Origin of the sequence: Myxococcus sp. AB056 (genome assembly GCF_006547365.1) — a bacterium.
Lineage (GTDB): Bacteria > Myxococcota > Myxococcia > Myxococcales > Myxococcaceae > Myxococcus > Myxococcus virescens.
On sequence record NZ_VHLB01000035.1, the window covers coordinates 14734 to 38446 of the forward strand.

Annotated in this window: 15 protein-coding genes; 4 read left to right on the plus strand and 11 right to left on the minus strand. The window is 69.3% G+C overall.

The features are described from left to right. Positions 1-99 precede the first annotated feature (99 nt). Both FMP39_RS17175 and FMP39_RS17180 read right to left on the minus strand, forming a co-directional pair. Entirely contained in the window at positions 100-5664 is a 5565-nt protein-coding gene (locus FMP39_RS17175; protein ID WP_141591424.1) for a lamin tail domain-containing protein, read from the minus strand. Between the two features lie 167 nt (positions 5665-5831). Beyond that, the gene (locus tag FMP39_RS17180; RefSeq protein WP_141591426.1) at positions 5832-6635 is read right to left on the minus strand and encodes an SDR family oxidoreductase; all 804 of its coding nucleotides are present in this window, start codon (positions 6633-6635) and stop codon (positions 5832-5834) included. A gap of 118 nt (positions 6636-6753) precedes the next feature. Here FMP39_RS17180 and FMP39_RS17185 point away from each other — a divergent pair, with 118 nt between their 5' ends. Beyond that, complete coding sequence (locus FMP39_RS17185; RefSeq protein WP_141591428.1) at positions 6754-9390, plus strand: U32 family peptidase; 2637 nt, start codon at positions 6754-6756, stop codon at positions 9388-9390. An 18-nt stretch (positions 9391-9408) separates the two neighbouring features. Here the strand turns inward: FMP39_RS17185 and FMP39_RS17190 are convergent, their stop codons facing one another. The 5 genes from FMP39_RS17190 to dnaE all read right to left on the minus strand — a co-directional run bounded on the left by FMP39_RS17190 (position 9409) and on the right by dnaE (position 16437). Next, positions 9409-10446 carry a prephenate dehydrogenase/arogenate dehydrogenase family protein gene (locus FMP39_RS17190; RefSeq protein WP_141591430.1) on the minus strand — a complete coding sequence of 346 codons (1038 nt, stop codon included), beginning with the start codon at positions 10444-10446 and terminating at the stop codon, positions 9409-9411. Positions 10447-10527: 81 nt separating this feature from the next. Then, positions 10528-11355 carry a crotonase/enoyl-CoA hydratase family protein gene (locus FMP39_RS17195; protein WP_141591433.1) on the minus strand — a complete coding sequence of 276 codons (828 nt, stop codon included), beginning with the start codon at positions 11353-11355 and terminating at the stop codon, positions 10528-10530. Between the two features lie 5 nt (positions 11356-11360). Next, a complete protein-coding gene (locus tag FMP39_RS17200) occupies positions 11361-12089 on the minus strand; it encodes a double-CXXCG motif protein (protein WP_141591435.1) in 729 nt (242 codons plus the stop codon). A gap of 6 nt (positions 12090-12095) precedes the next feature. Beyond that, positions 12096-12839, minus strand: coding sequence for a TIGR02269 family lipoprotein (locus tag FMP39_RS17205; RefSeq protein ID WP_141591437.1), 744 nt, complete (start codon positions 12837-12839; stop codon positions 12096-12098). 40 nt (positions 12840-12879) lie between these two features. After that, positions 12880-16437 (minus strand): DNA polymerase III subunit alpha, encoded by a 3558-nt coding sequence (gene dnaE, locus FMP39_RS17210; RefSeq protein WP_090490387.1) that lies wholly within the window; start codon positions 16435-16437, stop codon positions 12880-12882. A 388-nt stretch (positions 16438-16825) separates the two neighbouring features. Between dnaE and FMP39_RS17215 the strand changes: the two genes are divergently transcribed. Together FMP39_RS17215 and FMP39_RS17220 are read left to right on the plus strand one after the other, a co-directional pair. Beyond that, positions 16826-17269, plus strand: a complete 444-nt coding sequence (locus FMP39_RS17215; RefSeq protein WP_228558064.1) for a Spy/CpxP family protein refolding chaperone — start codon at positions 16826-16828, stop codon at positions 17267-17269. Positions 17270-17362: 93 nt separating this feature from the next. Next, a complete protein-coding gene (locus tag FMP39_RS17220; RefSeq protein WP_141591441.1) occupies positions 17363-18160 on the plus strand; it encodes a M14 family metallocarboxypeptidase in 798 nt (265 codons plus the stop codon). A 27-nt stretch (positions 18161-18187) separates the two neighbouring features. Here the strand turns inward: FMP39_RS17220 and FMP39_RS17225 are convergent, their stop codons facing one another. Further along, positions 18188-19390 carry a substrate-binding domain-containing protein gene (locus FMP39_RS17225; protein WP_141591443.1) on the minus strand — a complete coding sequence of 401 codons (1203 nt, stop codon included), beginning with the start codon at positions 19388-19390 and terminating at the stop codon, positions 18188-18190. A 169-nt stretch (positions 19391-19559) separates the two neighbouring features. Here FMP39_RS17225 and FMP39_RS17230 point away from each other — a divergent pair, with 169 nt between their 5' ends. Further along, positions 19560-20402 carry a hypothetical protein gene (locus FMP39_RS17230; protein WP_228558065.1) on the plus strand — a complete coding sequence of 281 codons (843 nt, stop codon included), beginning with the start codon at positions 19560-19562 and terminating at the stop codon, positions 20400-20402. Between the two features lie 67 nt (positions 20403-20469). On the opposite strand, the gene FMP39_RS17235 is transcribed toward FMP39_RS17230, so the two are convergent. From FMP39_RS17235 to eis, 3 genes are all read right to left on the minus strand, one after another. Continuing rightward, the gene (locus tag FMP39_RS17235; protein WP_141591447.1) at positions 20470-21336 is read right to left on the minus strand and encodes a WGR domain-containing protein; all 867 of its coding nucleotides are present in this window, start codon (positions 21334-21336) and stop codon (positions 20470-20472) included. A 3-nt stretch (positions 21337-21339) separates the two neighbouring features. Next, positions 21340-22335: an NAD-dependent epimerase/dehydratase family protein gene (locus tag FMP39_RS17240; RefSeq protein ID WP_141591449.1), complete on the minus strand. Its 996-nt coding sequence runs from the start codon at positions 22333-22335 to the stop codon at positions 21340-21342. 77 nt (positions 22336-22412) lie between these two features. Beyond that, on the minus strand, positions 22413-23600 hold the full coding sequence (gene eis / locus FMP39_RS17245; protein WP_228558069.1) for an enhanced intracellular survival protein Eis: 1188 nt from the start codon (positions 23598-23600) through the stop codon (positions 22413-22415). Positions 23601-23713 lie beyond the last annotated feature (113 nt).

Consider the following 23713-nt stretch of genomic DNA (forward strand, 5'->3'; position numbering starts at 1 on the left):
CGCCGGGGAGCAGCAGGGATTGGCGGCGGAAATGCGAGAGGCCGCCCGGCGCATGCACGCCCGGCGGCCTCCGTGTGAAACGCGGCGCTTCCAGCCCGGCTACGGCTGTTCCGTCGGGCTCAGGGAGTTCTGTGGTTGACGGGCGGCCCGGGTGACGAAGTCCGCGCTGTTGTTGTTCGAGTCCCGGCCGTTGCCGAAGTCGGCGTCACTTCCCCCAATGGCCATGGTGGCGGACGTCGAGGTGCTCAGGGCCTTCCGCTCCAGGCTGCCGCCCACCGCGGGGTGATTGGGCGCGGCGGTGCCCTCGGGCGAGTTACCGCCGCCCCACGCCACCTTGTCTACCGCCACGTCATTGACGGCGGTCGTCAGGCCAGGACCGATACGAACATGGCCACCAGCCGTCGTGGACGACGAGACGTCGAACGAATAGCCCAGATCCCGCGCCACGGGGCCGCTGTAGTTGGCGCCCCCCAACAGGAAGTACCCGTGAGCGCGGATGACAGTCCCGGCGGGGATGGTGACGGAGCCGGAGTACGCAGGCCCTGTCGCAGACTTGTACTGCACCAGCCAGCCGCCGATGTTCACGTCGGCGTTCGTCGGATTATAGAGCTCGATGAACTCATCGGTCGCCGCGGCACCGCTTCCGTTGCCGCCGCTCACCTCGCTGATGACAACGTGGTTCGCCACTGGGGGCGGCGGCACCACCGTCACCGTGCCATAGTTGCCCGTGCTCCCCTCCGCGACGACGCCGTCCTGGTCGCAGTACACCCACGCCTGGGCCGCCGCGGGCCCCTGGGTGAAACGGTAGCGGAAGCCGTAGATGTAGTTGCCCGGCGCCGCGATGTTCAGCGGAGCCACCCGCTCATCGTCGTTGCCCGGCGTGGCGAAGCCCGCGTTCGGCTCCGCCGCCACCCACGTCCACGATGCAGGTGACGCGGCATCAGTCCCGTAGCCCAGCTCCGCCACGAGGTGCGGGAAGCCGTCGTTGCCGTTCTGGTTCCGAGTGCTCACCTGGGGCTCGTAGAACTGGCTGTAGACGGACTCCGCGCGGCCCGCCCGGATGGGGGTAGCGAAGGACTTCGGATTCTGAATGGCGCAGTGGTCCACCGGGCCGGTGAGCTCCACACCGCAGGACGCGTTGGCGCTGCCCGGCGTGCCCCGCCCACCGCCAGAAAGCACCTCCTCCGAGTCACACCAGTACCAGGCGTGCTGGCTGGCCCGCGTGCCCACCACCACGGATGACAGGTTCATCGAGCGCCCCGTCGTCTGCGGGAAGGAGGCCGAGTACGCCACGTCATCCACCACGGTGGCGCCCATCTCGACGAAGAGGTGCCCCGAGTGGCCAAGCTCGAAGAGCGTGCTCCCGTAGCCGTACTGCGCCACCACGCCGCCGTTGGTGGCCTCATCCGTGTTGCTCGCGAGGACGAAGGTGCCCCGGCCGGGGACGATGAGCGGCCGGTCCTCGGTCGTCAGCACGCTGAAGTCCGCCTCACTGCCCGCGCCATTGTCGAAGCGGATGCGCAGGTTCGCGATGTCCCGCGGTCCGTCGACGGTGCTGGTCAGCTCGATGTACTCGGTGGTGTTCGCGTCCGGGCGGTGCATCACCTCGCTGATGACCAACTCACCCGCTACGGGCGCGGGCGCTGTGTCACAGACACCGGCGATGCAGACGCCATCCTGCCCCGGGCAGACCTCCGGGGTGGCCGTGTACTGGCACTCCGCCAGGCCCGCCGTCACCACGCACGCTTCCTCGTAGCTCACACGTTGCACGCCGTCCTCGTCACACTCCGGCGCGCGCGGCGCGCAGACGATATTGCCGCAGGGGCCTGGCACTGCGATGGAGACGAACGCCACGGTGCTGCCGTTGTTCGCGCTGTCGAAGACGCGGAGCGCGAAGTACCAGGTGGCCGCCTGGGACGGCGGCACCGCGTGAATCACTTCCTCCGCCTGTCCCGGCGCCCGGGGCGCCGCCGTGGGCACCTCGCTGGCCAGCGCGAAGCTCTGCGGGTCAATCGGCCCCGCGCTGTAGCGCAGCTCGTAGCGCGCGGCGTTGCCCACGACGCCGTTGTCTCCCGTGGCCAGCCACGTCAAGCGAACCGTCGTGTCGTCCACCAGGCTGGCGCTCAGAACGGGCTCGGCAGGCGCGACGTCGTCGGTGATGGTGACCATCGTGTCGACGGACGGCAGCGCCGGGTTCTCCGTGGTCGCGGAGAGGACGAAGCTGCCCGCCTGGTCCACCGTGAGGTCGCTGAAGACGGCCACGCCCGCCTCCGGTGCCACCGTCAAGGTGCCGCCCAGCGTCACCCCGACCGCCCCCACCAACTGGAGCGTCACGGACGGCGCCGTGACGTTCGAGACGTTGCCGAACGCATCCTGCAAGGCCACCCGCGTCTCGGACAGCGGCTCCAGGACGGTGCCCGGCTCCGGAGGCGCGACGAACGCGAGCTTCACGGGCGCGCCCGCCTCCACGGTGAAGTCAGACGTACCGGACACAGGGGCATCGCCGTCCGTGAACGTCACCGACTGCGCCCCCGCCGTCTCGAAGGTGATGGTGAAGGTGTGCGCTCCCTGGTCCGCCGCGGTGTACACGTGCGCCGACAGGGGCGCAGCCTCCGGGTCCGTGGACGCAGGCGCCACCGTTCCCTGGTACGCCGTCAGCACGTTGCCGAAGCGGTCACGCGCGGAGACGGTGAAGGATTGAGGCTCGCCCGCGACGATGGCCTCCGCCGGCCCTGCCACGGACAACGCCGCGAGGAGCCCGGGCTGCACCGTCACAGAGGCATTCCCAGTCAACGTCGCCGTCGTGGTGTCCGTGACGACGAGCTGCCCCGTGCCCACTGTGGCGAACTCCACATTGAAGAGGCGCTGACCGGCGTCCAACTCGGTGAAGGTGTAGTCCGAAGGCACGGTGGCCTGGGCGTCCCCTGGAATCTCGAAGTGGACGGTGCCCCGGTAGCCCGAGGCGAGGTTGCCATGGACATCCCGCACCGACACGGTGGCCCCCACGGGCTCGCCCGCGCGGGTCGTCGATGAGTCCAACTGCAGCGTCAGCTGCACAGCGGGACCAGACAGGACCTGGGTGTTCACCACCGCCTCCAGCCCTGTGTTGCCCGCCTCCCGCACCGTCACCGAGCGCGCGCCGGAGGTCACCAGCGTCACCGAGAACATGCGCTGCCCCGCGTCCTGCCCGGGAACGAAGGTGTAGTTCGCGGGCAGCGTCGCCCCCGGGTCATTCGATTCGAAGTGCACCGTGCCCGTGTAGCCCGTGACGATGTTGTCAAAGCTGTCGCGCGCGGTGACTGTGAGGCTCTGCGCCTCGCCGGCCTCCACTTCCGCGGGAAGCGCGCTCAGCTCCAACACGGTGACCGCACCCGTGCTCACCTCCACATCGAGCGTGTCGGTCAGCTCCGGCCGCGCCGTGTCCACCACGGCGACGCTCTGAGGCCCAGAGGTCAGCAGCCTCACGCCGCTGAAGGTCCGCCGGCCCGCATCCGCCACGGTGAACGTGTAGTCGCCAGGCAACTCCGCCTCGGCGTCAGTGGACGAGAAATGCACCGCGCCGGTGTAGCCCGTGGCCACGTTGTCGAAGGCGTCATGGGCCGTCACCACGACGCTGCCCCCTGCGCCCGCGGCCACCGGCGAGACCAGGCCCGTGAGCGACAGCCGGACGGCGTCGCCCGGCGCGATGGTGAACGCGTCGCTGGGGACCGAATCCAACCCCGTGGCCGACGCGATGAAGCGGTGCGTTCCCGCCTGCTCCACCACCACGCCCGAGAAGGTCGCCACGCCCGCGACCGCCGCCACCTGCAAGGGCGTGAAGCCGGGCTCGTCCTCCAGCGTGAGCGTCACCGGCGACGTGGCCGTCGTGACGACCGCTCCATCCTCATCCAACAGCGAGACGCGGAGCTCCGGCTGCGTATCGCCCGCGTCCCCATCCACGGGCTGCTGGGAGAAGACGAGCCGCGTGACGCCCTGCACCTGCGTCTGCACCATCAAGCTGGAGGAGCGGGCCGCGTTGCCCTGGTTGTCCGCCACGCGCAGCGCCACGTAGTAGTTCGTGCCGGGCTGAAGGCCCGTGAGGACGGCGGACTCCTGCGTGCCAGCCTCCGCGGGCTCGCCCAGGCCGTCCACCGGCGTCGCCTGGTTGAAGTCCGCATCCGTCTCAATCGGGTTCAGCGAGTAACGCAGGGCATGCGACGCGGCCCGCCCCTGATCGCCGTCATCACCCACCGCCGTCCAGGAAACCGTGACGCTGTCGGGCGTGGCCGCGGTCGCGGCGAGGACAGGGATGGCGGGGAACACGTTATCGATGATGTCGATGTCCGTGCTCGTGGCGGGCGCCAGTCCATCCGCGGTGGCCTGAAGCTGGAAGCGGCCCTCCGTGTCCACGTGCACGCTGGAGAACGACGCCAGCCCCTCCATGGGCGCCACCTCGGTGACACCACGCAGTGGCACGCCACCCGCCGGCACCAGGGACAGCGTCACCGAAGGTGCGCCCACGGGCGTCCGGTTGCCATGCGCATCCTGGAGCACCACCTCCACGGCGGTCAGCGCGGCGCGAACAGACGCATGCGAGGGCACGCGCGCGAAAGCCAATGCCGCGGTCTGGTCCGCCGAGACGCGCACGTCCTGGCGCCCCGCCAGGCCCGCTTGCGCGGCGTCCTGTACATCGACGCGCTGGGTGCCCGCCCGCCGCAGGGTGATGCCCGTGAAACGGAAGCGGCCCGCGTTCACCTCCGTGAAGGTGTGGCCGCCCGGCAGCGTGGCCGTGGCGTCCGAGGACTGCACGCTCAGCGTGCCGCGATAGCCACTGGCGACGTTGCCGAACGCGTCACGCACCGTCACCTCCGCATCATGCGTGGAGCCCGCGATGGCGGTCTGCGGCAGCCCCGTCACCTCGACGGTGGCGGCGGCGGCCGGCGTCACGTCGAACGAAGGGCTGACCGCGCCCTCGACGCCGGTGGCCTCGGCCTTGAGCTGATAGCCCTGGCCCGCGCGCGTCAGCACCACTTCCTGGAAGCGGGCGACGCCGTCCACGGCCTGAGCCCGGAGCGTGCCTCCCAGGGAAGCCCCACCCGGGCCAGCGGCCAGCGAGAGCGTCACCTCCCCCGTAACGGACGGAACCGGGCGGCCGTCGGCGTCCCGGAACTCGACGTCCAGCCCGCCAATGGGCGCACCGGCTCGGGCCGACAGCGAGGCCGCCGCGAAGGCCAGCCTCGTAGCCCGCAGCGCGGTGAAGCCGACGACAGGACGCGAGCCCAGCACCACCGCGCCTCCCTCGGCATCCACTGAGGCCGTCACCCGCTTCGAGCCGCCTCGCGTGGACACCACGGACGCGGTGGCCACGCCCTGGGCATTCGTCCGGTCCGCGGGCTGCGTCACGGTGTTCCCGTCGCCGGAGACCTCCACCCGCACCGTGCGACCCTCCATGGGAGCGCCGTCCTTCTGCCGCACCGTCACGGTGATGGTGACCCGGTCCACGCCGTCCGCCAGCACCTGCTCCACCCGGTCCACCTGCACCGTGGAGAGCGCCGCGTCGGGCAGAGACTTCGCTAGCGGCGGGAGCGGCGACGTGCCGCTGTCACCACACCCCACCAGCACAACGCCGAGGCACAGCACGCCCAACCCCAGCAACCGGGTGAGCGCGAGAGGACAACGGGACATGAGCGGCTCCGGGAACGAACGGACCCCGCACGGAAGAGAGCACTCGCGAGGTCCCAGTGCCTTCTACCAGACAAGTCCCTTCACCACGTAGACCTCCACCAGAGCTTTGCATCCCGGGTGGAACCCACGGGGCTATCGTGACCCACGCCCCGTTGAGTGCGTCTCCTTTACATGCCGAGCGCGGCCATGAGCGCGCCGCCGCCCAGCAGGGACTGGCCACCGTCGCAGACCATGATGGAGCCGGTGATGTAGGACGAGCCTTCCGACGCCAGGAAGAGCGCGAGCTGGGCAATGTCCTGCTTCTTCCCGAAACGCTGGAGCGGCAGGACCTGGGCGAGCTTGTCGCGGCCCTCGTCACTGGGGGCGAGCCGGCGCATGCCTTCCGTGTCGTCGATGGGGCCAGGGGTAATCGCGTTGACGCGTACGCCGGAGCCACCCCATTCAATGGCCAGCACGCGGGTGAGCATGTCCACGCCGGCCTTGGCGGCGCAGACGTGGGCCTGCATGGCCATGGGGAGATAGGCCTGGGGCGCGGAGATGTTGATGAGGGACGCGCCCGGCTTGCGCAGGTGCTCGAAGGCGGCGCGGCTGATGTTGAAGGTGCCCAGCACGTCGATGTCCATGACGGCCTTGAAGCCGTTGGAGGACATGCCCAACGCGGGCGCGGGGAAGTTGCCGGCGGCGCCACACACGACGATGTCCAGCTCACCGTAGGCTTCGCGCACCGCCTGGAGGGCCTTCTCCACCGCGGCATAGTCCCGGACGTCGGCGGCCACGCCCATGGCGGTGCCGTGCGCCTGAAGCCCCTTCACCGCGGCCTCGAGCTTCTCCACGTTGCGGCCGTTGATGGCCACCTTGGCGCCCGCCTTCACGAAGGCCTCTGCGATGCCGAGGTTGATGCCACTGCTGCCGCCAGAAATGAACGCCACCTTGCCCGCGAGCAGCCCGTCCCGGAACACGCCATCAGCCATTTGGACCCGTCTCCTGTGGAAGCAACCGGGCAGGGACTTGAACAAACCTGCCGCACTGCGTCCATGACGTTCGCCGGACGGACAGCGGAACCCGGGGCCGTGTGTTAGAGGTCGCGCCATGACCCGCCGCCGCCCCGAAATCCTCGCCCCCGCTGGGGACCTCGACTCGATGAAGGCCGCGCTCGCCAGTGGCGCGGACGCCATCTATTTCGGATTGGACGAAGGGTTCAACGCACGCGCACGCGCGGAGAACTTCTCGCTCGCCACCCTGCCAGGGACGCTGGCGCTCGTGCACCGCGCCGGCGCCCGCGCCTATCTGACGCTGAACACCCTGGTCTTCGAGCCCGAGCTCCCCGTGGTGGAGAACATCCTGCGCCGCATCGCCGAAGCCGGCGTGGACGCGCTCATCGTCCAGGACCCCGCGATTGCGCTGGTGGCCCGCGCGGTGTGTCCGCAGATGGAGGTCCATGCCTCCACGCAGATGACCATTTCGAGCGCGGAAGGCGCGCGCTTCGCGAAGGGCCTGGGCGCCACGCGCGTGGTGGTGCCGCGCGAGCTGTCCGTGGCGGAGATTCGCCGGCTGGCTTCGGAGACGGACGTGGAGCTGGAGGTCTTCATCCACGGCGCGCTCTGCATGTCGTGGAGCGGCCAGTGCCTCACGAGCGAGGCGTGGGGTGGACGCTCCGCCAACCGGGGACAGTGCGCGCAGTCGTGCCGGCTTCCGTACGACCTGGTGGTGGATGGCCAGACGCGGGAGCTGGGCGACGTGCAGTACCTGCTCAGCCCCAAGGACCTCGCGGGCGTCATGGCGGTGCCGCAGCTGGTGGAGATTGGCGTCCACTCGCTGAAGATTGAAGGCCGGCAGAAGGGGCCGCAGTACGTCGCCACGGCGGTGCAGGGCTACCGGCGCTGGGTGGATGGCGTGTCGGCGGGGACGCCGGACACGGGGGCGCTGCGCAAGGATCTGGCGGACATGACGCTGTCGTACAGCCGGGGCTTCTCGCACGGCTTCTTCGCGGGCTCGGACCACCAGACGCTGGTGGAGGGGCGCTTCCCGAAGCACCGGGGCGCGTACCTGGGCCGCGTAGAGTCCGTGCACGGCCGTGACGTGCGCGTGGTGGACGACACGGAGGGCCGTCCCTGGACGGGCGGGCTGGGCCAGGACGACGAGAAGGCGCGCCCGGATGCCCCCGTGGGCAAGGTGTCCTCTCCGCTGGAGACGGAGACACCGGTGGCGGCCGAGGTGTCGCCCCGCCCCGGCATGGGCGTGGTGTTCGACGACGGGCACCCCGAGGACAAGCACGAGCCCGGTGGTCCGCTGTTCCGCGTGGAGCGCAAGGGCCGCGGCTGGGTGCTGGGCTTCGGCAATCCCGGTCCGGACATGGGCCGAGTGAAGCCGGGCCAGCGCGTCTGGATGACGAGCGACCCGGCCCTGGCGAAGCGCACGGAGGAGCTGCTGGGGCGCGGCGAGCCCGAAGGCCGCGTGCCTCTGGAGCTGACCGTGACAGGCGCCGCCGGCTCGCCGCTCACCGTGGTGGGCCGGGCGCGCGGTGGACACGTCCATTCGGTGTCCAGCGAGGTGGCGCTGGCCGAGGCGCGCGGTGGCGGCATCGACGAAGCGCTGCTGCGGGACAAGCTGGCGGCGCTGGGCGGAACGCCTTTCACGCTGACGGGGATGGATACGTCCGGGCTGGCGGCGGGGCTGCATTTGCCGGTGTCGGAGATGAAGGCGGTGCGTCGCCGGCTGGTGGCAGAGCTGTCGGAAGCCGTGGCGCGCGGTCCGGTGCGGACCGTGAACGAAGGCTCCACGCTGGAGTCCCTGCGCGCGTCGCTGCGTGAGCGTGTGCAGCCGACGCCCCGCGCCGTGGAGGACGTGCGCTTGCTGCCGCTGTGCCGCACGGACGAGCAGCTCGAAGCGGTGATTGCCGCGGGGCTGCCCGAGGTCGAGCTGGATTGGATGGAGCTGGTGGGCCTGCAGCGCGCGGTGGAGCGAGCGCGCGCGGCGGGGCTGCGCGTGACGATTGCCACGGTGCGCGTGCAGAAGCCGGGCGAGGAGGGCTACGACGCGCGCATCGCGAAGCTGAAGCCGGACGCGGTGCTGGTGCGGCACTGGGGCGCGATGATGCACTTCCTGGAGCGGCCGCCCGCGCCCGGGGAGACGCGCCCTGCCCTGCACGCGGACTTCTCGCTCAACGTCACCAACTCCGTGACGGCGCTGCATCTGCTGGGGCTCGGGCTGGACACGCTGACGTTCGCGCATGACCTGGACGCGGTGCAGTTGGGGGCCATGCTGGAGCACCTGCCGGCGGAGCGCTTCACGGTGACGGTGCATCACCACATCTCCACGTTCCACACCGAGCACTGCGTGTATTCCCACACGCTGTCCCACGGGCGTGACTACCGGAGCTGTGGTCGTCCCTGCGAGAAGCACCGCGTGTCCCTGAGGGACCACAAGGGGCTGGAGCACCCGGTGGTGGTGGACGTGGGGTGCCGGAACACGGTGTTCAACGCACAGGCGCAGAGCGCGGCCTCGCTCGTGCCGTCGCTGCTCGCGCGGGGCGTGCGGCGCTTCCGGGTGGAGTTCGTGCGCGAGTCCCGCGAGGAGGCTTCGCGCGTGCTCTCCGCGTACCAGGAGCTGCTGGCCGGTCGCATCTCCCCTGCGGAGGCCGTGCGCCGCGCGGCGGTGCATGAACAGTTCGGTGTGACGAAGGGAACGATGAAGGTGCTCAACCCCACCTTCACCGTGCAGCGCTGACGCTGAAGGCCACCGCGTTCAGCGGGAGCCCGTGGGCACGGCGCGGCGTGAGAAGCGCAGGACGGCACGGAACACGTCTTCCGTGTCGTCCGCGTCCATCCCCTGCTCCGTGGCCCACTGGCGCCGGGTCTCCAGCAGGCTCGCCTCGCGCTCCGCGTCTGGCAGCGGGAGTCCGTGCTCGGCCTTCAGGTGTGCGGCCTGCTGGATGAGCTGGGCGCGACGTTCCAAGAGTTGAACCAGCTCACGGTCCAACGAATCCACGCACTCGCGGACTTCCGTCAGTCCGGGCGGCGCGGCGACAGGCTCCGGCGCGCCCGAGCGCCCTGATTCACAACCCAGGTGGAGCTGCGTGAGGGCATCCAGCAGCCGCACGCGTGCGTCCCGCGCGTAGGGATTCTCCGACTGCACGACGCCGAAGAGATGGGGCACCTCCAGCCGTGCGTACTCCTCCAGGCGGGCCACGGGCTGGAAGCTGGGCGGCGCGAAGGGCAGGTCCTTTCCGGCCTCCGCCTTGAGCAGTCCGTGGGCCAGGAAGAACGTGAGCACGTGCGTGCGCGCCATCAGGGCGTCGTGCGCATCCGGCGACAGCTCCGTCACTTCACAGCCGATGCGTTCAAACAGGACCCGGGCTTTGCGCACGGCCTCTGGGTGCAGTTCGTTCGGGCACACCACCGTGCGGCGAGGCAGGTCGCCCCTCGCCAGACTGGCCGGGCCGAACAGCGGATGCGTGCCCACCCAGGGGATGTCCCGCCCCAACACGGAGGCCAGCACCTGCACAGGGCGCACCTTGACGCTTCCGACGTCGAGCACCGTCTGCGCGGGCGACAGGCGCGGGCGAAGCTCCTCCAGCACCGAGCGCATTCCAGACACGGGCATGGCGAGCACCACCAGCCCCGCGCCATCGACAGCATCCGCGAGCGTCGGTGCCCTCAGTGCGTCGGGCACGTCATCCTGGCGCGGCTCGAACACCCGATGCGGGATTCCCGCTTCCAGCAGGAGGCCAGACAGGGCACAGCCAAAGCGGCCGTACCCCAGCAGCGCGATGCTTTCCGTCATGTCGCCGGACTCCGAATCCCAGGTGTTCCTGGAATTCTCGCATCGCCAGCGCAAGCAGAGGAAGCCCCTCGGCCGGGGGGCTCAGCGCCCCTGGAAGTGAGGGGGACGGCGTTCCACGAATGCGGAAAAGGCTTCGGCCAGGTCATGGGACTGAAGGAACGCGGAGTTCCACACCGCCACATAACGCAGGCCATCCGCGATGGATTTGTCCGCGCAGTACTCCATGACCTGCTTGGCGCCTTGGACGACGAGCGGGGCATTCTCGGCGATGCGCTTCGCGGTCGCTCGGGCCTCCTCCAGCAGGGCCTCCGGCGAGGGGAACACCTCGTTCACCAGCCCCATGCGCAGGGCGCGCGCGGCGTCCACGTCGCCACCGGTGTAGGCCAGCTCACGCGTGTGGCCCTCGCCGATGATGCGAGGCAGGCGCTGGAGCGCGCCCAGGTCGGCGACGATGCCCACCTTCACCTCGCGCAAGGAGAACTTCGCGTCCTGGGAGCAGTACCGGAAGTCACACGCGGCGATGAGGTCCATGCCGCCACCGATGCACCAGCCGTGCACGGCGGCGATGACGGGCTTGCGGCAGCGGGCCATGCCCTCGGTGGCCTGCTGCATGTCGCCAATCAGCGACAGCAGCTTCAAGCGCTCCAGGGCCAGGTTGCTTTCGCCGGTGAGCAGCGGCCCCAGGGACTCCATCATCCCCATGAGGTCCAGGCCGAAGGTGAAGTGCTTGCCCTCGCCGCGAACCAGCACGACGCGGACGGAGTCATCCGCATCCAGCGCGCGGATGGCCTCGGGCATCTCCCGCCAGAAGTCGGGCCCCATGGCGTTGCCCTTGCCAGGGCCGGTGAGCACCAGCTCGGCGACGCCTTCATTCTTCTCGATGCGCAGCGACTTGTAGGTCCCGTCCATTCAGCTCAGCCCTCCCGGACTTCGAGTTCCTCGAACGTCACGCCATCCAGCTCGAGGTCATTCACGGCTTCGACGAAGCGCTCACTGACGATGACGGTTGCCCAGCCCTGCCGGTGACGAAAGACGTCCCGGTCTCCCGGCAAAGAAGCTGCGTCGAGGACGACGGTGCGGGGCCAGGCCTGTTTGCTGGCGCCGCATGCCGGGCATGGTGGTTCGCGCTCTTTCGGCAGACAGGCTTGATGCAGCAGTCCATGCAGCTCCAGTTGCAGTTGGAGCAGTTCGGGCGGAGCCTTTCCACGGAAACGCACCTCGACCGACGCCCCTTGAAGCCCTCGCAGGCCCGCGGCATTCAATCGCTCGAAAGCGGCCCGCTGAACAAACAGCGTGGGTGCGTCCTGCATGAAGAGCGAGCCGAAACGGCCAGCGCCCTTCCCTTCACACGGTCCGAATTGGGCCCCTGGCTCCAGCAATGCCCACGGCGGAGCCAGGGGCGCAATCAACGCTTTCAATCGCGAGAACTCCTCACGAGAGACCGGCCAGGGGTCGGACAGCTTCTTCAACTCGTCGCGAGGAAGGCTGGACAGGTCCACGCACGGATATGTGAGCCAGGGAGCCCCTCCGCCCGCGCGGCAAACGGGACAGGGATGCACGCCAGGAAGACACCACTTGTTCACCGCGTCCACGGAGCCCGTGTAGCCCGACGCCGTGTCTGGATGAACTCGGTAGAACTTCAAGGTTCCTCACGGAGCACGGATGGATGGCACTGCTTGATAGGGCGCGACCGGCGCATTGTATGGCACGACGGGCCCCGTCAGCTCGAAGCGGAAGATCAACTCCACCGCCTTGCGGTGCAGTTCCTCTGACGTCATCGAACGCCCCTGCTGGCTGTCCCGAAAGTCCCGCCACGCCTGGTTCCACATACCACCCCGACCCTTGCCGCTATGGAGTTGGCGGTGGATGTGCTCGGGGATGAGGATGGTGAACTTGTGGATGTCGACGCCGTGCGACCTGAACCACCTCGCAAGCTCTGGCTGTTGAGGAAACAGGTGGTGATGCACCAACTTGCCGGGCCCCCTCGGCAGCGCGGGAAGAAAGCCCTCCCGGTAACGGAAGTGGAACGTCATCCGTGGCCGTAAACCGGAGCGAATCCCCAGGTTCCGCCAGTGGCGAAACGAGGGAGCTCCACGGGCCGGTGGGCGAACCGCTCCAGCCAGCACCGGCCTGAATGCGACCTGCGCCTCTTCCTCCAGCGCGACGTCCTCGCAATCAAACAGCCCACACGTCCCGCTTTCGCAAGCGAGGACCACGCAGGCGCCCTCATCCGAGCGCTCACACTCCAGCGAGGAAGGAGGTTCGCTTAGCGAAGCGAGCCCCGGCGCCGTCGACGCACAGCCCACCAACAGCAGGCTCGCGAGTCCAGACAGCAGCAGCCATCCACGACACTCAAGCCCCATGGGCCAGCCACTGTACTGGCGCTGGCCCATCAGCCGTCATGGAATCCGGCTTTTAGAAATCAGCCCCGGCTCAGCCGAACTCCACCACCCGCATGCCGAACAGGCGGTCCACCGCGAGCAGCAGGTCGTCATTCACCTGCACCTTGATGGACGTGTTGCCGATGAGCGCCTCGCCCTCGCCCTTGAAGAGCACGCTCACCGCCACGGGCGTGGCGCCGGCGTACTTCTTCGCCAACTCGTGCAGCTTCGCCACCCGCTCTTCCGTGAGCAGGTCCGCCGGCACGCGCAGCTCCAGCCGCTTGGTGCGCTTCTCACGCACCGCCTTGAGGCTCTGGATGTCGTCGACGATGAGCTCCGGCGTCGGCGTGTCCTCGTCACGCTGGCTGATCTGCACCGTGCCCGACACCAGGATGGGGTCGTCCGACTTGAGCAGGTGCTCCCAGTTCTCGAAGCCCGGCTTGGGGCCCTGCTTCGCCCACTTGCCGTCCCGGCCCATCACGTTGCGCGTGCCGTCCTTGCCCGGGAAGCACACCAGCTCGATGGAGCCGGACAAGTCCTCAATCGTCACCCACGCCATGCGCTTGCCCGTCTTCGTGGGCCGCTCGCGCAGCACCGTGACGATGCCCGCCACCGTGAGCTTGTCGTCCTTGCGCGCGCGCTGCACCGCCGTAATGGGCCGCGCGTAGCGCTTCAGCTCCTTGTCGTACTGGTGCAGCGGATGGCCGGACACGTAGAAGCCAATGGCCTCCTTCTCCAGCGACAGCCGCTCCTTCTCCGACCAGTCCTCCACCTCGACGTAGTCGTCCTTCAGCCCGCCGCCACCACCGTCCGAGGACGGACCCGCCAGCATGCCGAACAGCGAGCTCTGCCCGGCCGCCTTGTCCTTCTGGCTGGCCGAGCCGCGGTTCATCGCCTTCTCGATGGTGTCGAAAATCTGCCGGCGCGAGCGCTTCTCGAAATCGAAGGCCCCCGCCTTCACCAGCGCTTCCATCACCTTCCGGTTCACCTTGCGGCTGTCCACGCGCTCGCAGAAGTCGAACAGGCTCTTGAAGGGGCCGTCCTTGCGCGCCTCCAGGATGGACTCGATGGCGCCCTCGCCCACGCCCTTGATGGCGCCCAGGCCGAAGCGAATCTTCCCGCTCACCGCGCCGAATTCCATGTCGGACTGATTCACATCCGGCGGCAGCACCTCGAGGCCCGACTCGCGCGCCTCGCCGATGTGCTTCACCACCTTGTCCGTGTTGTCCTTCTCGCTGGAGAGAAGGGCCGCCATGAACTCGCAGGGGTAGTGCGCCTTCAGCCAGGCCGTGTGGATGGTGACCAGGCCGTAGGCCGCCGAGTGGCTCTTGTTGAAGCCGTACTCGGCGAACTTCTCCATCAGGTCGAAGATTTCACCGGCGACCTTGAGGTCGACGTTGTTCTTCGCGCAGCCCTCGAGGAAGCCGGCCCGTTCGGCCTGCATGACCTCGGCCTTCTTCTTGCCCATGGCGCGGCGAAGCAGGTCCGCGCGGCCCAGGGTGTAGCCACCCAGGACCTGCGAAATCTGCATCACCTGCTCCTGGTACACGATGACGCCGTAGGTGTCCTTGAGCACCGGCTCCAGCGCGGGGTGCGGGTACGACACCTTCTCCCGGCCGTGCTTGCGGTTAATGAAGACGTCCACCATGCCGGAGTCCAGCGGACCCGGGCGGTAGAGCGCGCCGGCGGCGATGACGTCTTCGAAGCAGTTCGGCTTGAGCTTCACGACCATTTCCGTGAAGCCACTGGACTCCATCTGGAAGATGCCGGCCGTGTCGCCCTTGGCCATCAACTCCCAGGTCTTCTCGTCGTTGAGCGGAATCTCGTGCCGCGGGATGTCCTTGCCGTGGTTGCGCTTCACCAGGTCCAGCGCGTGCTGAATCACCGTGAGCGTCTTCAGTCCGAGGAAGTCGAACTTCACCAGGCCGGCCGCTTCCACCTCGTCCTTGGCGAACTGGGTGATGAGCGTCTTTTCACCCGGCGGCTGGTAGACGGGCACGAACTCCCACAGCGGCTTGTCGGCAATCACCACGCCTGCGGCGTGCATGCCGGGCTGGCGGTGCAGGCCCTCCAGCGCGAGCGCGATTTCGAGCACGTCCCTGGTGGTGACGGGCTTGCCCTCCACCTCGCCGATGTTGGAGGGCGTCTCCATCATCTCCTTGAGGCGAGGCTCCATCTCGATGGCCTCCCTCAAGGTGATGTTGAGCACCTCGGGAACCAGCTTCGCGATGCGGTCACCTTCGCTGAACGGCAGCGCGAACACGCGGCACACGTCACGCAGCACGCTCTTCGCCTTGAGCGACCCGAAGGTGATGATCTGCCCCACGTTCATCTCGCCGTACTTCCGGCCGACGTACTGGATGACCTCGTCCCGGCGGTCCTGGCAGAAGTCGATATCGAAGTCGGGCATCGACACGCGTTCCGGGTTCAGGAAGCGCTCGAACAGGAGGTTGTACGGGATGGGGTCCACGTCGGTGATGCGCAGCGCGTAGGCCACCAGGCTGCCGGCGCCGGAGCCACGGCCCGGGCCCACGGGGATGTTCATCTTCTTCGCCCAGTTGATGAAGTCCTGGACGATGAGGAAGTAGCCGCTGAACCCCATCTTCTGGATGACGCCAATCTCCAGCGCCAGCCGCGCCTGGTACTGCTCGCGGTCGATGGGGTACGTGACGGTGGCCGCCAGCTCCTTGAAGCGCTCGCGCAGGCCCTCGTACGCCAGCTCCGCCATGAAGCTGTCCGGCGTGTGGCTGTCCGGCACCTTGAAGGTGGGCAACATCGGCTTGCCCAGCTTGAGCTCCAGGTTGCACTGCTCGGCGATGCGCTGGGTGTTGTGGACCGCCTCGGGCGTGTCCTTGAAGAACTCCAGCATCTCCGTGGGGCTGGTGACGTAGAGCTTGTCCGTGGAGTGCTTCATGCGCTTGCCGTCCGCCAGCGTCTTGCCGCTGGCGATGCACATGAGCAGTTCGTGGGCCCGCGCGTCCTCGCGCTTGATGTAGTGCGCGTCCGCAGTGGCGCACAGCGGGATGTCCAGGTCGCGCGAGAGCTGCTTGAGGTTCTCGTTCGCCTTGTCCTGCTCCGGCATCCCGTTGGACTGCACCTCCAGGAAGAAGTGCCCCGGGTCGAAGATGTCCTTGTACTCCTGCGCGGCGCGGCGGGCGTGGTCCATGTCGCCGCGGAAGCACGCGCTGGTGACTTCACCACCCAGACAGGCGGTGAGCGCGAACAGGCCCTTGCTGTGCTCGGCGAGCACCTTCTTGTCGATGCGCGGGTGGTAGTAGAACCCGTGCATGTACGCGGTGGAGGAGAGGTAGCGCAGGTTGGCGTAACCCTCCTCGTTCTTCGCCACCAGGATGAGGTGGTGGGAGACCTTCTCGGAGCGGTCCTCACGCCCCTTGGGTCCGGCGACGTAGGCCTCCATGCCCAGAATCGGCTTGATGCCGGCATCCTTCGCCTTCTTGTAGAAGTCGATGGCGCCGAACATGTTGCCGTGGTCCGTCACGGCAACGCTGCTCATCCCCTTCTCCTTCACCGTCTTGATGAGGTCCTTCATCCGGATCGCCCCATCGAGGAGCGAGTAGAGGGTGTGCAGGTGGAGATGGGTAAAGGACATAAGCGCGTTCCGCTCCTGGAGGCCGGGGTGCAACCGAACACCGAACACTAGGGCCGTGCTCCCCTGCTCGCCAGTCCAGTGTTGCCCCTGGCGGAGCAGCGCGGGGGAAGCCGGAAAATCGGCCTCTTGCGGCGTTCCGCCATGAGCGGAAGCCCTGGACGGAACGCTAACGGCCCTCCCTTCCCACCGCCCGTCTCCGTGGAAATCACGATGGGTCCAACCCCCAGGCGCCGGGACGTGGCTCCTGGGCCGGTGAGCGCACGGGCGGCTTCATACTTCTTCACGCCTCGTACAAGTCCCAGCAACGGCGGGCCGGCACATTGCCACCGTCGCCGCGAGGGGTGGCGACTTCACGTGGAGCCGTCCGCGCTCCACCCAGGAGAAGGCCATGATGAAGAGGTTCGCCGTCGTCGGTTCCGCGATGCTCGCTGTCGCGCTGCTCAGCGGCTTCGCGCTGCGGGGAGGCCCCCGGTGGGGCAAGGACCCAGAGCGCGTGAAGCAGTTGGTGACGTGGAAGCTCGACGACAAGCTGGACACGCTGGACGCCACGGAGTCCCAGCGTCAGTCCATCCACGCCGTGAAGGACCGACTGTTCTCCGACGGGGTGCAGTTGATGCAGGAGCACCGCGCGGTGCGCGAGGAGGCCTTCCAACAGCTCGCGTCGGACACGCCAGACCGGCAGAAGCTCCACGCCCTGGTGGACGCGCGCATCGAGGCCATGCGCGCCTTCGCTCACCAGGCGACAGACGCCGCCCTGGAGGTCCACGGCACGCTGACGCCGCAGCAGCGCCAGGCGCTGGCCGAACAGTACCGCGAGCACGTAGGCCCGTAGTCCGCGCGCACGCCACCGTGGCGTCAGGACAGGTGGGGTGTGCGCTTGCGGGAAAGGGTGGGCGGGGCGGCGGAGCACGGCTAGTTTAGGTGCGTGAATTACACCGACTACGCAAAGCGGATCCGCGCCCACGCCCAGGTCGCGGACATCTCCGAATACGGCCGCGTGACGGAGGGGGACCAGGACTACCCTCTCTTCCGGCTCGTCGTCCCGGGAGAGCGTTGGCTGGTCATCACCTCCGGTTTCCACGGAGAGGAGCCCGCCGGCCCCCTCACCCTGGCCGAGCACTTCCCGGCGGTGGCGGCGTACGCGGTGGAGCGCGGCGTGGGGCTGCGCGTCTACCCCTGCATCAACCCGTCCGGCTTCGAGGCGGGTACCCGGTACAACCGCAGCGGCGAGAAGCCCAACAACGACTTCCTCCGCTACGAAGTCGCCCCCGGGGAGTGGGTGGGCGAATTGAACGTCGCGCGCCCCTTCCTCCGCTGGGCCCTGTATGACGGAGGCCCCAAGGAGACGCGCGCGATCCGCAGCGAGCTGGCGCGCTATGCCGCTCCGGCCGCCGCGCTCGACATCCACCAGGACGACTACCTGGGCGGGGCGTCGACGTATGCGTACACCTTCGGAGACAAGGCCGCCTACCGCCCGCTGGTGGAAGCCAGCGCGAAGCACGTCGCGGTGGTGCGCAGCCAGAAGGTGGACGACCACAGCTTCACCGACGCGGACGGCCTCATCGAGTACCACGACGGCAGCGTCACCGACTGGTACGCGCGCCAGGGCGTGCCCTACACGGCCGCGCTGGAGACGACGACGCCGACACCGCGTGACGCCTGCGACGCGGTGAATCTCATCTGGATTCGCGGCTTCATCGACCTGGTGGCGCGCGGCGGCTGATGGCGGAGCACCGGGCGAAGCGACGGGCTACGGCGACCGCGCGTTGCCCACCCGCCGCGTCCACAGCGTGAGGAGGTTGCGGACCACCGCGCCATCAGGGACTGCCGCGCCGTCCGGCACGTCCACCTGGAGGCCCCGCGCGGCCAGCGGGGGAAAGAGGCTGGCCTCTCCGGGGGGCGTCAGCGGCACGGAGGCATCCGCGGGGCGGAAGCCGAAGGCCAGCGCGCGCTGCTGAACCGGCCGGCTGTGCAGATAGCGCAGCCACTCCAGCGCGGCCTCACGCTGGCGGGGCAGCACCCAGTCCCCGTCCAGCACCGCCGCCGGATGGTCGCTCCAGGACGTGAGCGTCGGGTACAGGACCTTCAGCGCCCCCCAGTTCCCCGGCGGTTGGGAGAGCTGGGCGATGGCCAGGTTCTCGTACACCACGGCGATGTCGTAGCGCGACGGGCCGAAGCGGACCATGTCCGCCATCAGCGCGCCCGTGGACTGCTCGAAGCGGCCCGTGCCCCGCTCCAACTGGCTCAGCCACGTCTGGAACCGCGGCTCCAGCAGGTCGGCCACCGTCAATCCGCTCTGCTTGCCGTAGAACTCCAACGACGCCAGCAGCAGCGCCTGGAGCCCGGAGTTGGAGCGCGTGGGGTCCGTGTGGCCCAGCTTCACGAAGCCCCACTCCGGCTGGCCGCCCACCGCCGGCCAGCCCTGGTCACTGGACACCGCGTCGTGGATGACCTTCCAGGACACCGCGCCCCCGCCGCTGGCGCGCAGGAGCACCTCCGCCCGGTCCTCCCACGCCACGAAGACGAGCGGCGTCTTCACCAACGGCCGCGGCGCCGCTTCGCCCTCCGAGGCGAACAGCGGCTCGCGCGTGGCGTCCGTGGCCCAGTCCGACTCCAGCATCCGCAGCACCGCGCTGTCGGCGGGGCTCCACACGGTGGGCCGCTCACGGCCTTCGAGGATGGCCCGCGCGGCCTCCAGCGAGCCCTGGCCCACCAGGTTCACCCGGATGAGCGGATGCGCCTTCTGGAAGTCCGCCGCGGCCTCCTCCACCCACGCCTTCTTCTCCGTGCTGTAGAGGAACGTGATTTCCGTCCGCACCGCGCGGGTGGAGACGGGCGCCTGCGCCGCGGGACGCGCCTCTTCCGTTCGCTCCGCGGCGCGCCGCGAAGACAGGTAGAGGGCCCCACCCAACGCAGTGAGCACCCCGATGATGATGAGGACCGCGGGCTTCATGGACCGGCTCGCACTTCTGGGAACGGGTGCTCTGCGCCTGAGCATCCTTGTAGGCAACCTCCGCGACGCCGTACAGGGGCGGCACGCCCGCCTGGGCCCCGGGCCTGAAACCCGAAGTGTCCGCCTCTGCACGTTTGTTTGAACACAAATGACATGCCAGAATGGGCGGATGACGCCAAACATTCGGCAGCTCGTGCTTGCGGGCCTGGGCACGGCGCTGAGCGCGTGCGCGACCAAGCCCGCTCCTCCGGTGGAGCATTATTCGCTCGGTATGTCCCGAGCGGAGTACCGGGACTACAAGAAGGCGAAGGCGGACCCCTGTGCGTCCTCGGAACCGCGGTGGCTGGCGGACGAGCTGACGACCGTGAATGGAACCATGGCCCGCTTCCTCAGAGAGACGGAGAACCTCTCCAAGCTGGACGCGCCGGACCACGCTCGCCAACTGGCGATGATGCGGGAGGCCACCGGCTCACTTCCGCCCCTCATGGAGGTGCACCGCTACACGCTCAACCGCCTGAAGGAGTGCGGCTTCCGCAACACCGGGGCCTTCCCGGAGATTGCCCGTCGTGGCCAGGAGCTGCTGACGGAGGTGGATGCCCGGCTGGAAGAAGGGCCCAAGGTGCTGGCTGCCGTGGCACTGAAGGATGCCCGCCGGCAGTGGCGCGAGGAGATGCCCGAGCGGGAGGAGGCCGCCCGCCGCACCTGGTGCCCGCCCAACCCCCAGGTGGGGCAGACGGACCTGTTCTACGCGCGGCAGGAGGTGGACGGCCGCAAGCTGTGGCGCTTCTGCGACGGACACCTGGTGGAGCAGCGCGCCGAAGGTGAGCCCGTGCTCGTGCAGCCCGACAACCTGTCGTGGCGCATGCGCCGGCGCATCAAGCCCCAATCCTACCTGGATGCCGCGCGCGCCTATCCGACGGCGGAGATGGACCGTCAGCCCGACAGCGTCCCGTCCTCGGGCCAGGGCGCCGCCAAGAAGTCGTCCGCGCCCAGCGACGGCGGCCCGGGCTAGCCCACCGCCTCTCGCGGAGCGCGTGGGGCACTCCCACGCGCTCCTGAAAGCCAGCGACGCTGGCGCCTCACGCCTCCAGGCGGGCCAACCGGCTGGCCAGGTGCGCGTCCTTTGAGGCATCGATGGACTGGGCCCAGGTGGCCAGCGAGCCGCCGCTGGAGGACAGCTGTTCCTCCACGTGCGGCCGCAGGCGCGTCCACCGCTTGCTCCACCCCTCCTCGGAAGGCGCGCCCGCCTGACCGGGGCGCTCCGCCAGCAGCATGCCCATGCGCAGCGCCAACTCGGGCTGCCCCAGCGCCGACGCCTGCCGGGCCACGGTCGTCGCGGCGGGGACGGCATCCGGCGCGGCGAGCCACACCTCGGCCGCGCGGGTGAAGGCAGCCACGTCCAGTTCGCCCAGCAACGCAAGCGCGTGCCGCAGCGGGAGCCGGCCATCCTTGTTCGGAGCGACGACGCGCTCCATCAACGCAGTAAAGGTGCCCGCCAGCTCCGAGTGGGCCGCGGGGTCCACGCCGCCCAGGGCCCGCAGCGCGCGCTTCGCACGCCGGGCCCGCGACGTCACCTCCCAGCTCCGCCACCCCAGCCGGGCCCGGAGCGCGGCCAGCGCCTCGGCGGCGGCCTTCAGCGACTCGGGCGTGGGCGTGGCCGCGGGCACGCGGCGGGGAAGCTCCGCCTTCTTCGGCGCGGGCGGTGGCGCGGACGCGGGCGCGGCCTCTGCGGCGCCGCCCTCCGTCACCTCGAGGTAACCCTCGCGCAGCTTCTCAGCGACCTTCTTCTCGTATTCCTTCCGGGCGCCGGCTTCGTCCGCGAAAGCCTTCTCCCGCCGCTGACCGGCGGTGCCGATGCGGCCGAAGGTGACGATGAAGGTGTTGCCCTTGAGCTCCGGCTCCCAGAACTTGGAGCTGGAGCCTTCCACGAACTCGAACCTTCGCATGCCTCAGAGCATACGCGACGCCGTGCTCTGATGCTCCGCCTTCATCTCCCGGAGCCCTTCTTCACGGGAGCGGCGGCCCTCGTACCCCAGCTCCCGGCGGGCCTTGTCGTCTCGCACCGTCACCTCCCGCCCCATGAGCAGCACCTCGGTGCGGGTGAGCGGAGGCCTGCCGCCCAGGCCGAAGGTGCCCCACAGCAGGTCCCCCACCGTGGCCACCGTCGCGGCCACGCCATATGGCAGGGTGCGCTCGCCCGCGACCACGCCCTGCGTCGCGAGCATGGCGGTGATGAAGCCCCGGAACTCCACGGGTTCCCCGTCGGTGAGGAAATAGGCCTCGCCGCCGCGGCCCTTCTCCGCCGCCAGCAGCATGCCCTCCACGCAGTTGGCCACGTGGCAGGTGGACGTCAGGTAACGGCCGCCGCCGAACCACCGGAAGCGCCCGGTCCGCACCGCCTCCTGGAACTGCGGCAGCAGCGACGTGTCACCGGCGCCCCAGATGAAGCGGGGACGCACCGCCACGGTGACGAAGTCCGGCGCATTCACGCTGAGCACCCGGCGCTCCGCCTCGCTCTTGGTGGAGGGGTAGTCGCCAATGGGGCGCTCGGGCAGGGGCATCGTCTCATCCACCCGCTCCAGGGGCGAGCCATCCGCCAGCACCGCCTCCGTGCTGACGTGGACCAGCCGCTTGACGCCCGCGGCGCGCGCCGCCTCCAGCACCCGCTCCGTGCCGCGCACGTTCGTCTCGTAGAACTCGCTGCGCGCGCCCCAGCTCTTCACCACCGCGGCGCAATGGAAGACGGTGTCACAGCCCTCCATGCCGGCCTTCAGCTTCTCCACGTCCGACAGGTCGCCCTCGAAGGGCTCCCCGCCGGCCTCCGTCACCGAGGCCAGTGCCGCGGCCGAGCGCGCCAGGGCCCGAGCGGGCGTCCCGCGCACCTTCAGCGCGGTGAGGAGGTGCCTGCCCACGAAGCCTGAACCACCGGTGACGAATGCCCGCATTGCCTGCACGCTCCTGTGAAGGACTGCTTGCGCTCCTAGCACTCCCGCGCCGGGCCCGATAGAGCGCCCGGCCCGGGTCAGAACATGTCGCGCAGGGAGGGCGGCGCCCCGGCGAAGAGACTGCCCGCCGCGCGCACCGAGGCATCATCACCCTCCAGCGCGCCCATGGCCCGCAGCGACGCCGCGGACAGGTGGCCGGTGTAGAGCGGCGCCAGGTACCGCACGTGCAGCCGCAGGCCGCCGTCGCCGCCACGGCGCACGCGCGCCTGACCGTCCGAGACCTCCAGCACGAAGCGGCCCTGGTTCTCCGGGAAGAGGTCGTCCTCGACGTCCAGATGGAGGGTGCCGGAGAGTCCCTCCGGCCAGCCGCGCGCCTCCAACGCGGAGGCCACGTCCAGCACCCGCACCATCCAGTGCGTGGCCTGCTTCACCGCGTACGTCTGCTCGCGAAGCAGCAGGAGCAGCGGGTCGTCCACGCCGCCGTACCAGAAGACATCCGTGGCCAGGGAACGGTGGTCCCCCAGGAAGCTCAGAATCCTCCGCGCCGCCGCGGGCGTATGGGCCACGACGTCGGTGAGGAACAGCTCCTGATTGAAGTCCTTGAGCTGCCGACGGATGACGTAGAGGTAGCCCTCCACACCGGCGCTGCCCTCCACCAGGTAGCCATGTGCCACCTCGCCACGCATGTTGCGGACGCGACCCCATGAGAAGTCCCCGCGGTCCAGCCAGCCCGGCCGGTGACGCGCGTGGCGCTGGTAGCTCAGGACGATGGCCTGCGTGTCCTTCTCCTCGATGGCCCGGAGCGACAACGTCCGCTCACTGAAGTCCAGCGATGGGACCTGGATGCGAATCTCCTGCCGCGTGCCCGCGTGCTCGTACCCCACGCGCCGGTAGAGCGGCTGCGTCGCGGGATAGAGCACCGACAGCGGAGCGCCCGTCGCGCGAGCCTCGCGCAGCAGGTGCTGCATCAGTCGCGTGGCGGTGCCGCGTCCCCGGTGGACGGGAGACACGCCCACGCCGCCCACGCCGATGACGGGCACGCTGCGCCCGCCGTACCACTGCCCCATGCGGATGAACACGAGCGTGGCCGCCACCTCGCCGCCCTCGCGCAACAACCGCAGGTCCGGCCTCGACGCTCGCTGCACCCAGGCGGCGGTATCGGCGGGTGACAGGGCATACGACTGCATCATGATGTCCGCGACGGCGGCCATCTCACGTTCGTCTCGCGGCGGTCCGAAGTCGCCAGGCTGCGTCTCCACGCACATCTCCGTTCCCCGATGGCGCACGCAGGCGCCGCTCGGCCGGCCGCATTCTCAGGACGGCCCGGCCTGCCTGTCGAGCCACAATCCACGGCCAGGCAGGCCCGTGCGCCCACGTC

Excerpts from the sequence above, each read along its gene's own strand:
- FMP39_RS17175 (WP_141591424.1), bottom strand. The coding sequence starts at position 5,664 with ATGTCCCGTTGTCCTCTCGCGCTCACCCGGTTGCTGGGGTTGGGCGTG.
- FMP39_RS17180 (WP_141591426.1), bottom strand. The coding sequence starts at position 6,635 with ATGGCTGATGGCGTGTTCCGGGACGGGCTGCTCGCGGGCAAGGTGGCG.
- FMP39_RS17185 (WP_141591428.1), top strand. The coding sequence starts at position 6,754 with ATGACCCGCCGCCGCCCCGAAATCCTCGCCCCCGCTGGGGACCTCGAC.
- FMP39_RS17190 (WP_141591430.1), bottom strand. The coding sequence starts at position 10,446 with ATGACGGAAAGCATCGCGCTGCTGGGGTACGGCCGCTTTGGCTGTGCC.
- FMP39_RS17195 (WP_141591433.1), bottom strand. The coding sequence starts at position 11,355 with ATGGACGGGACCTACAAGTCGCTGCGCATCGAGAAGAATGAAGGCGTC.
- FMP39_RS17205 (WP_141591437.1), bottom strand. The coding sequence starts at position 12,839 with ATGGGCCAGCGCCAGTACAGTGGCTGGCCCATGGGGCTTGAGTGTCGT.
- dnaE (WP_090490387.1), bottom strand. The coding sequence starts at position 16,437 with ATGTCCTTTACCCATCTCCACCTGCACACCCTCTACTCGCTCCTCGAT.
- FMP39_RS17215 (WP_228558064.1), top strand. The coding sequence starts at position 16,826 with ATGATGAAGAGGTTCGCCGTCGTCGGTTCCGCGATGCTCGCTGTCGCG.
- FMP39_RS17225 (WP_141591443.1), bottom strand. The coding sequence starts at position 19,390 with ATGAAGCCCGCGGTCCTCATCATCATCGGGGTGCTCACTGCGTTGGGT.
- FMP39_RS17230 (WP_228558065.1), top strand. The coding sequence starts at position 19,560 with ATGACGCCAAACATTCGGCAGCTCGTGCTTGCGGGCCTGGGCACGGCG.
- FMP39_RS17235 (WP_141591447.1), bottom strand. The coding sequence starts at position 21,336 with ATGCGAAGGTTCGAGTTCGTGGAAGGCTCCAGCTCCAAGTTCTGGGAG.
- FMP39_RS17240 (WP_141591449.1), bottom strand. The coding sequence starts at position 22,335 with ATGCGGGCATTCGTCACCGGTGGTTCAGGCTTCGTGGGCAGGCACCTC.
- eis (WP_228558069.1), bottom strand. The coding sequence starts at position 23,600 with ATGTGCGTGGAGACGCAGCCTGGCGACTTCGGACCGCCGCGAGACGAA.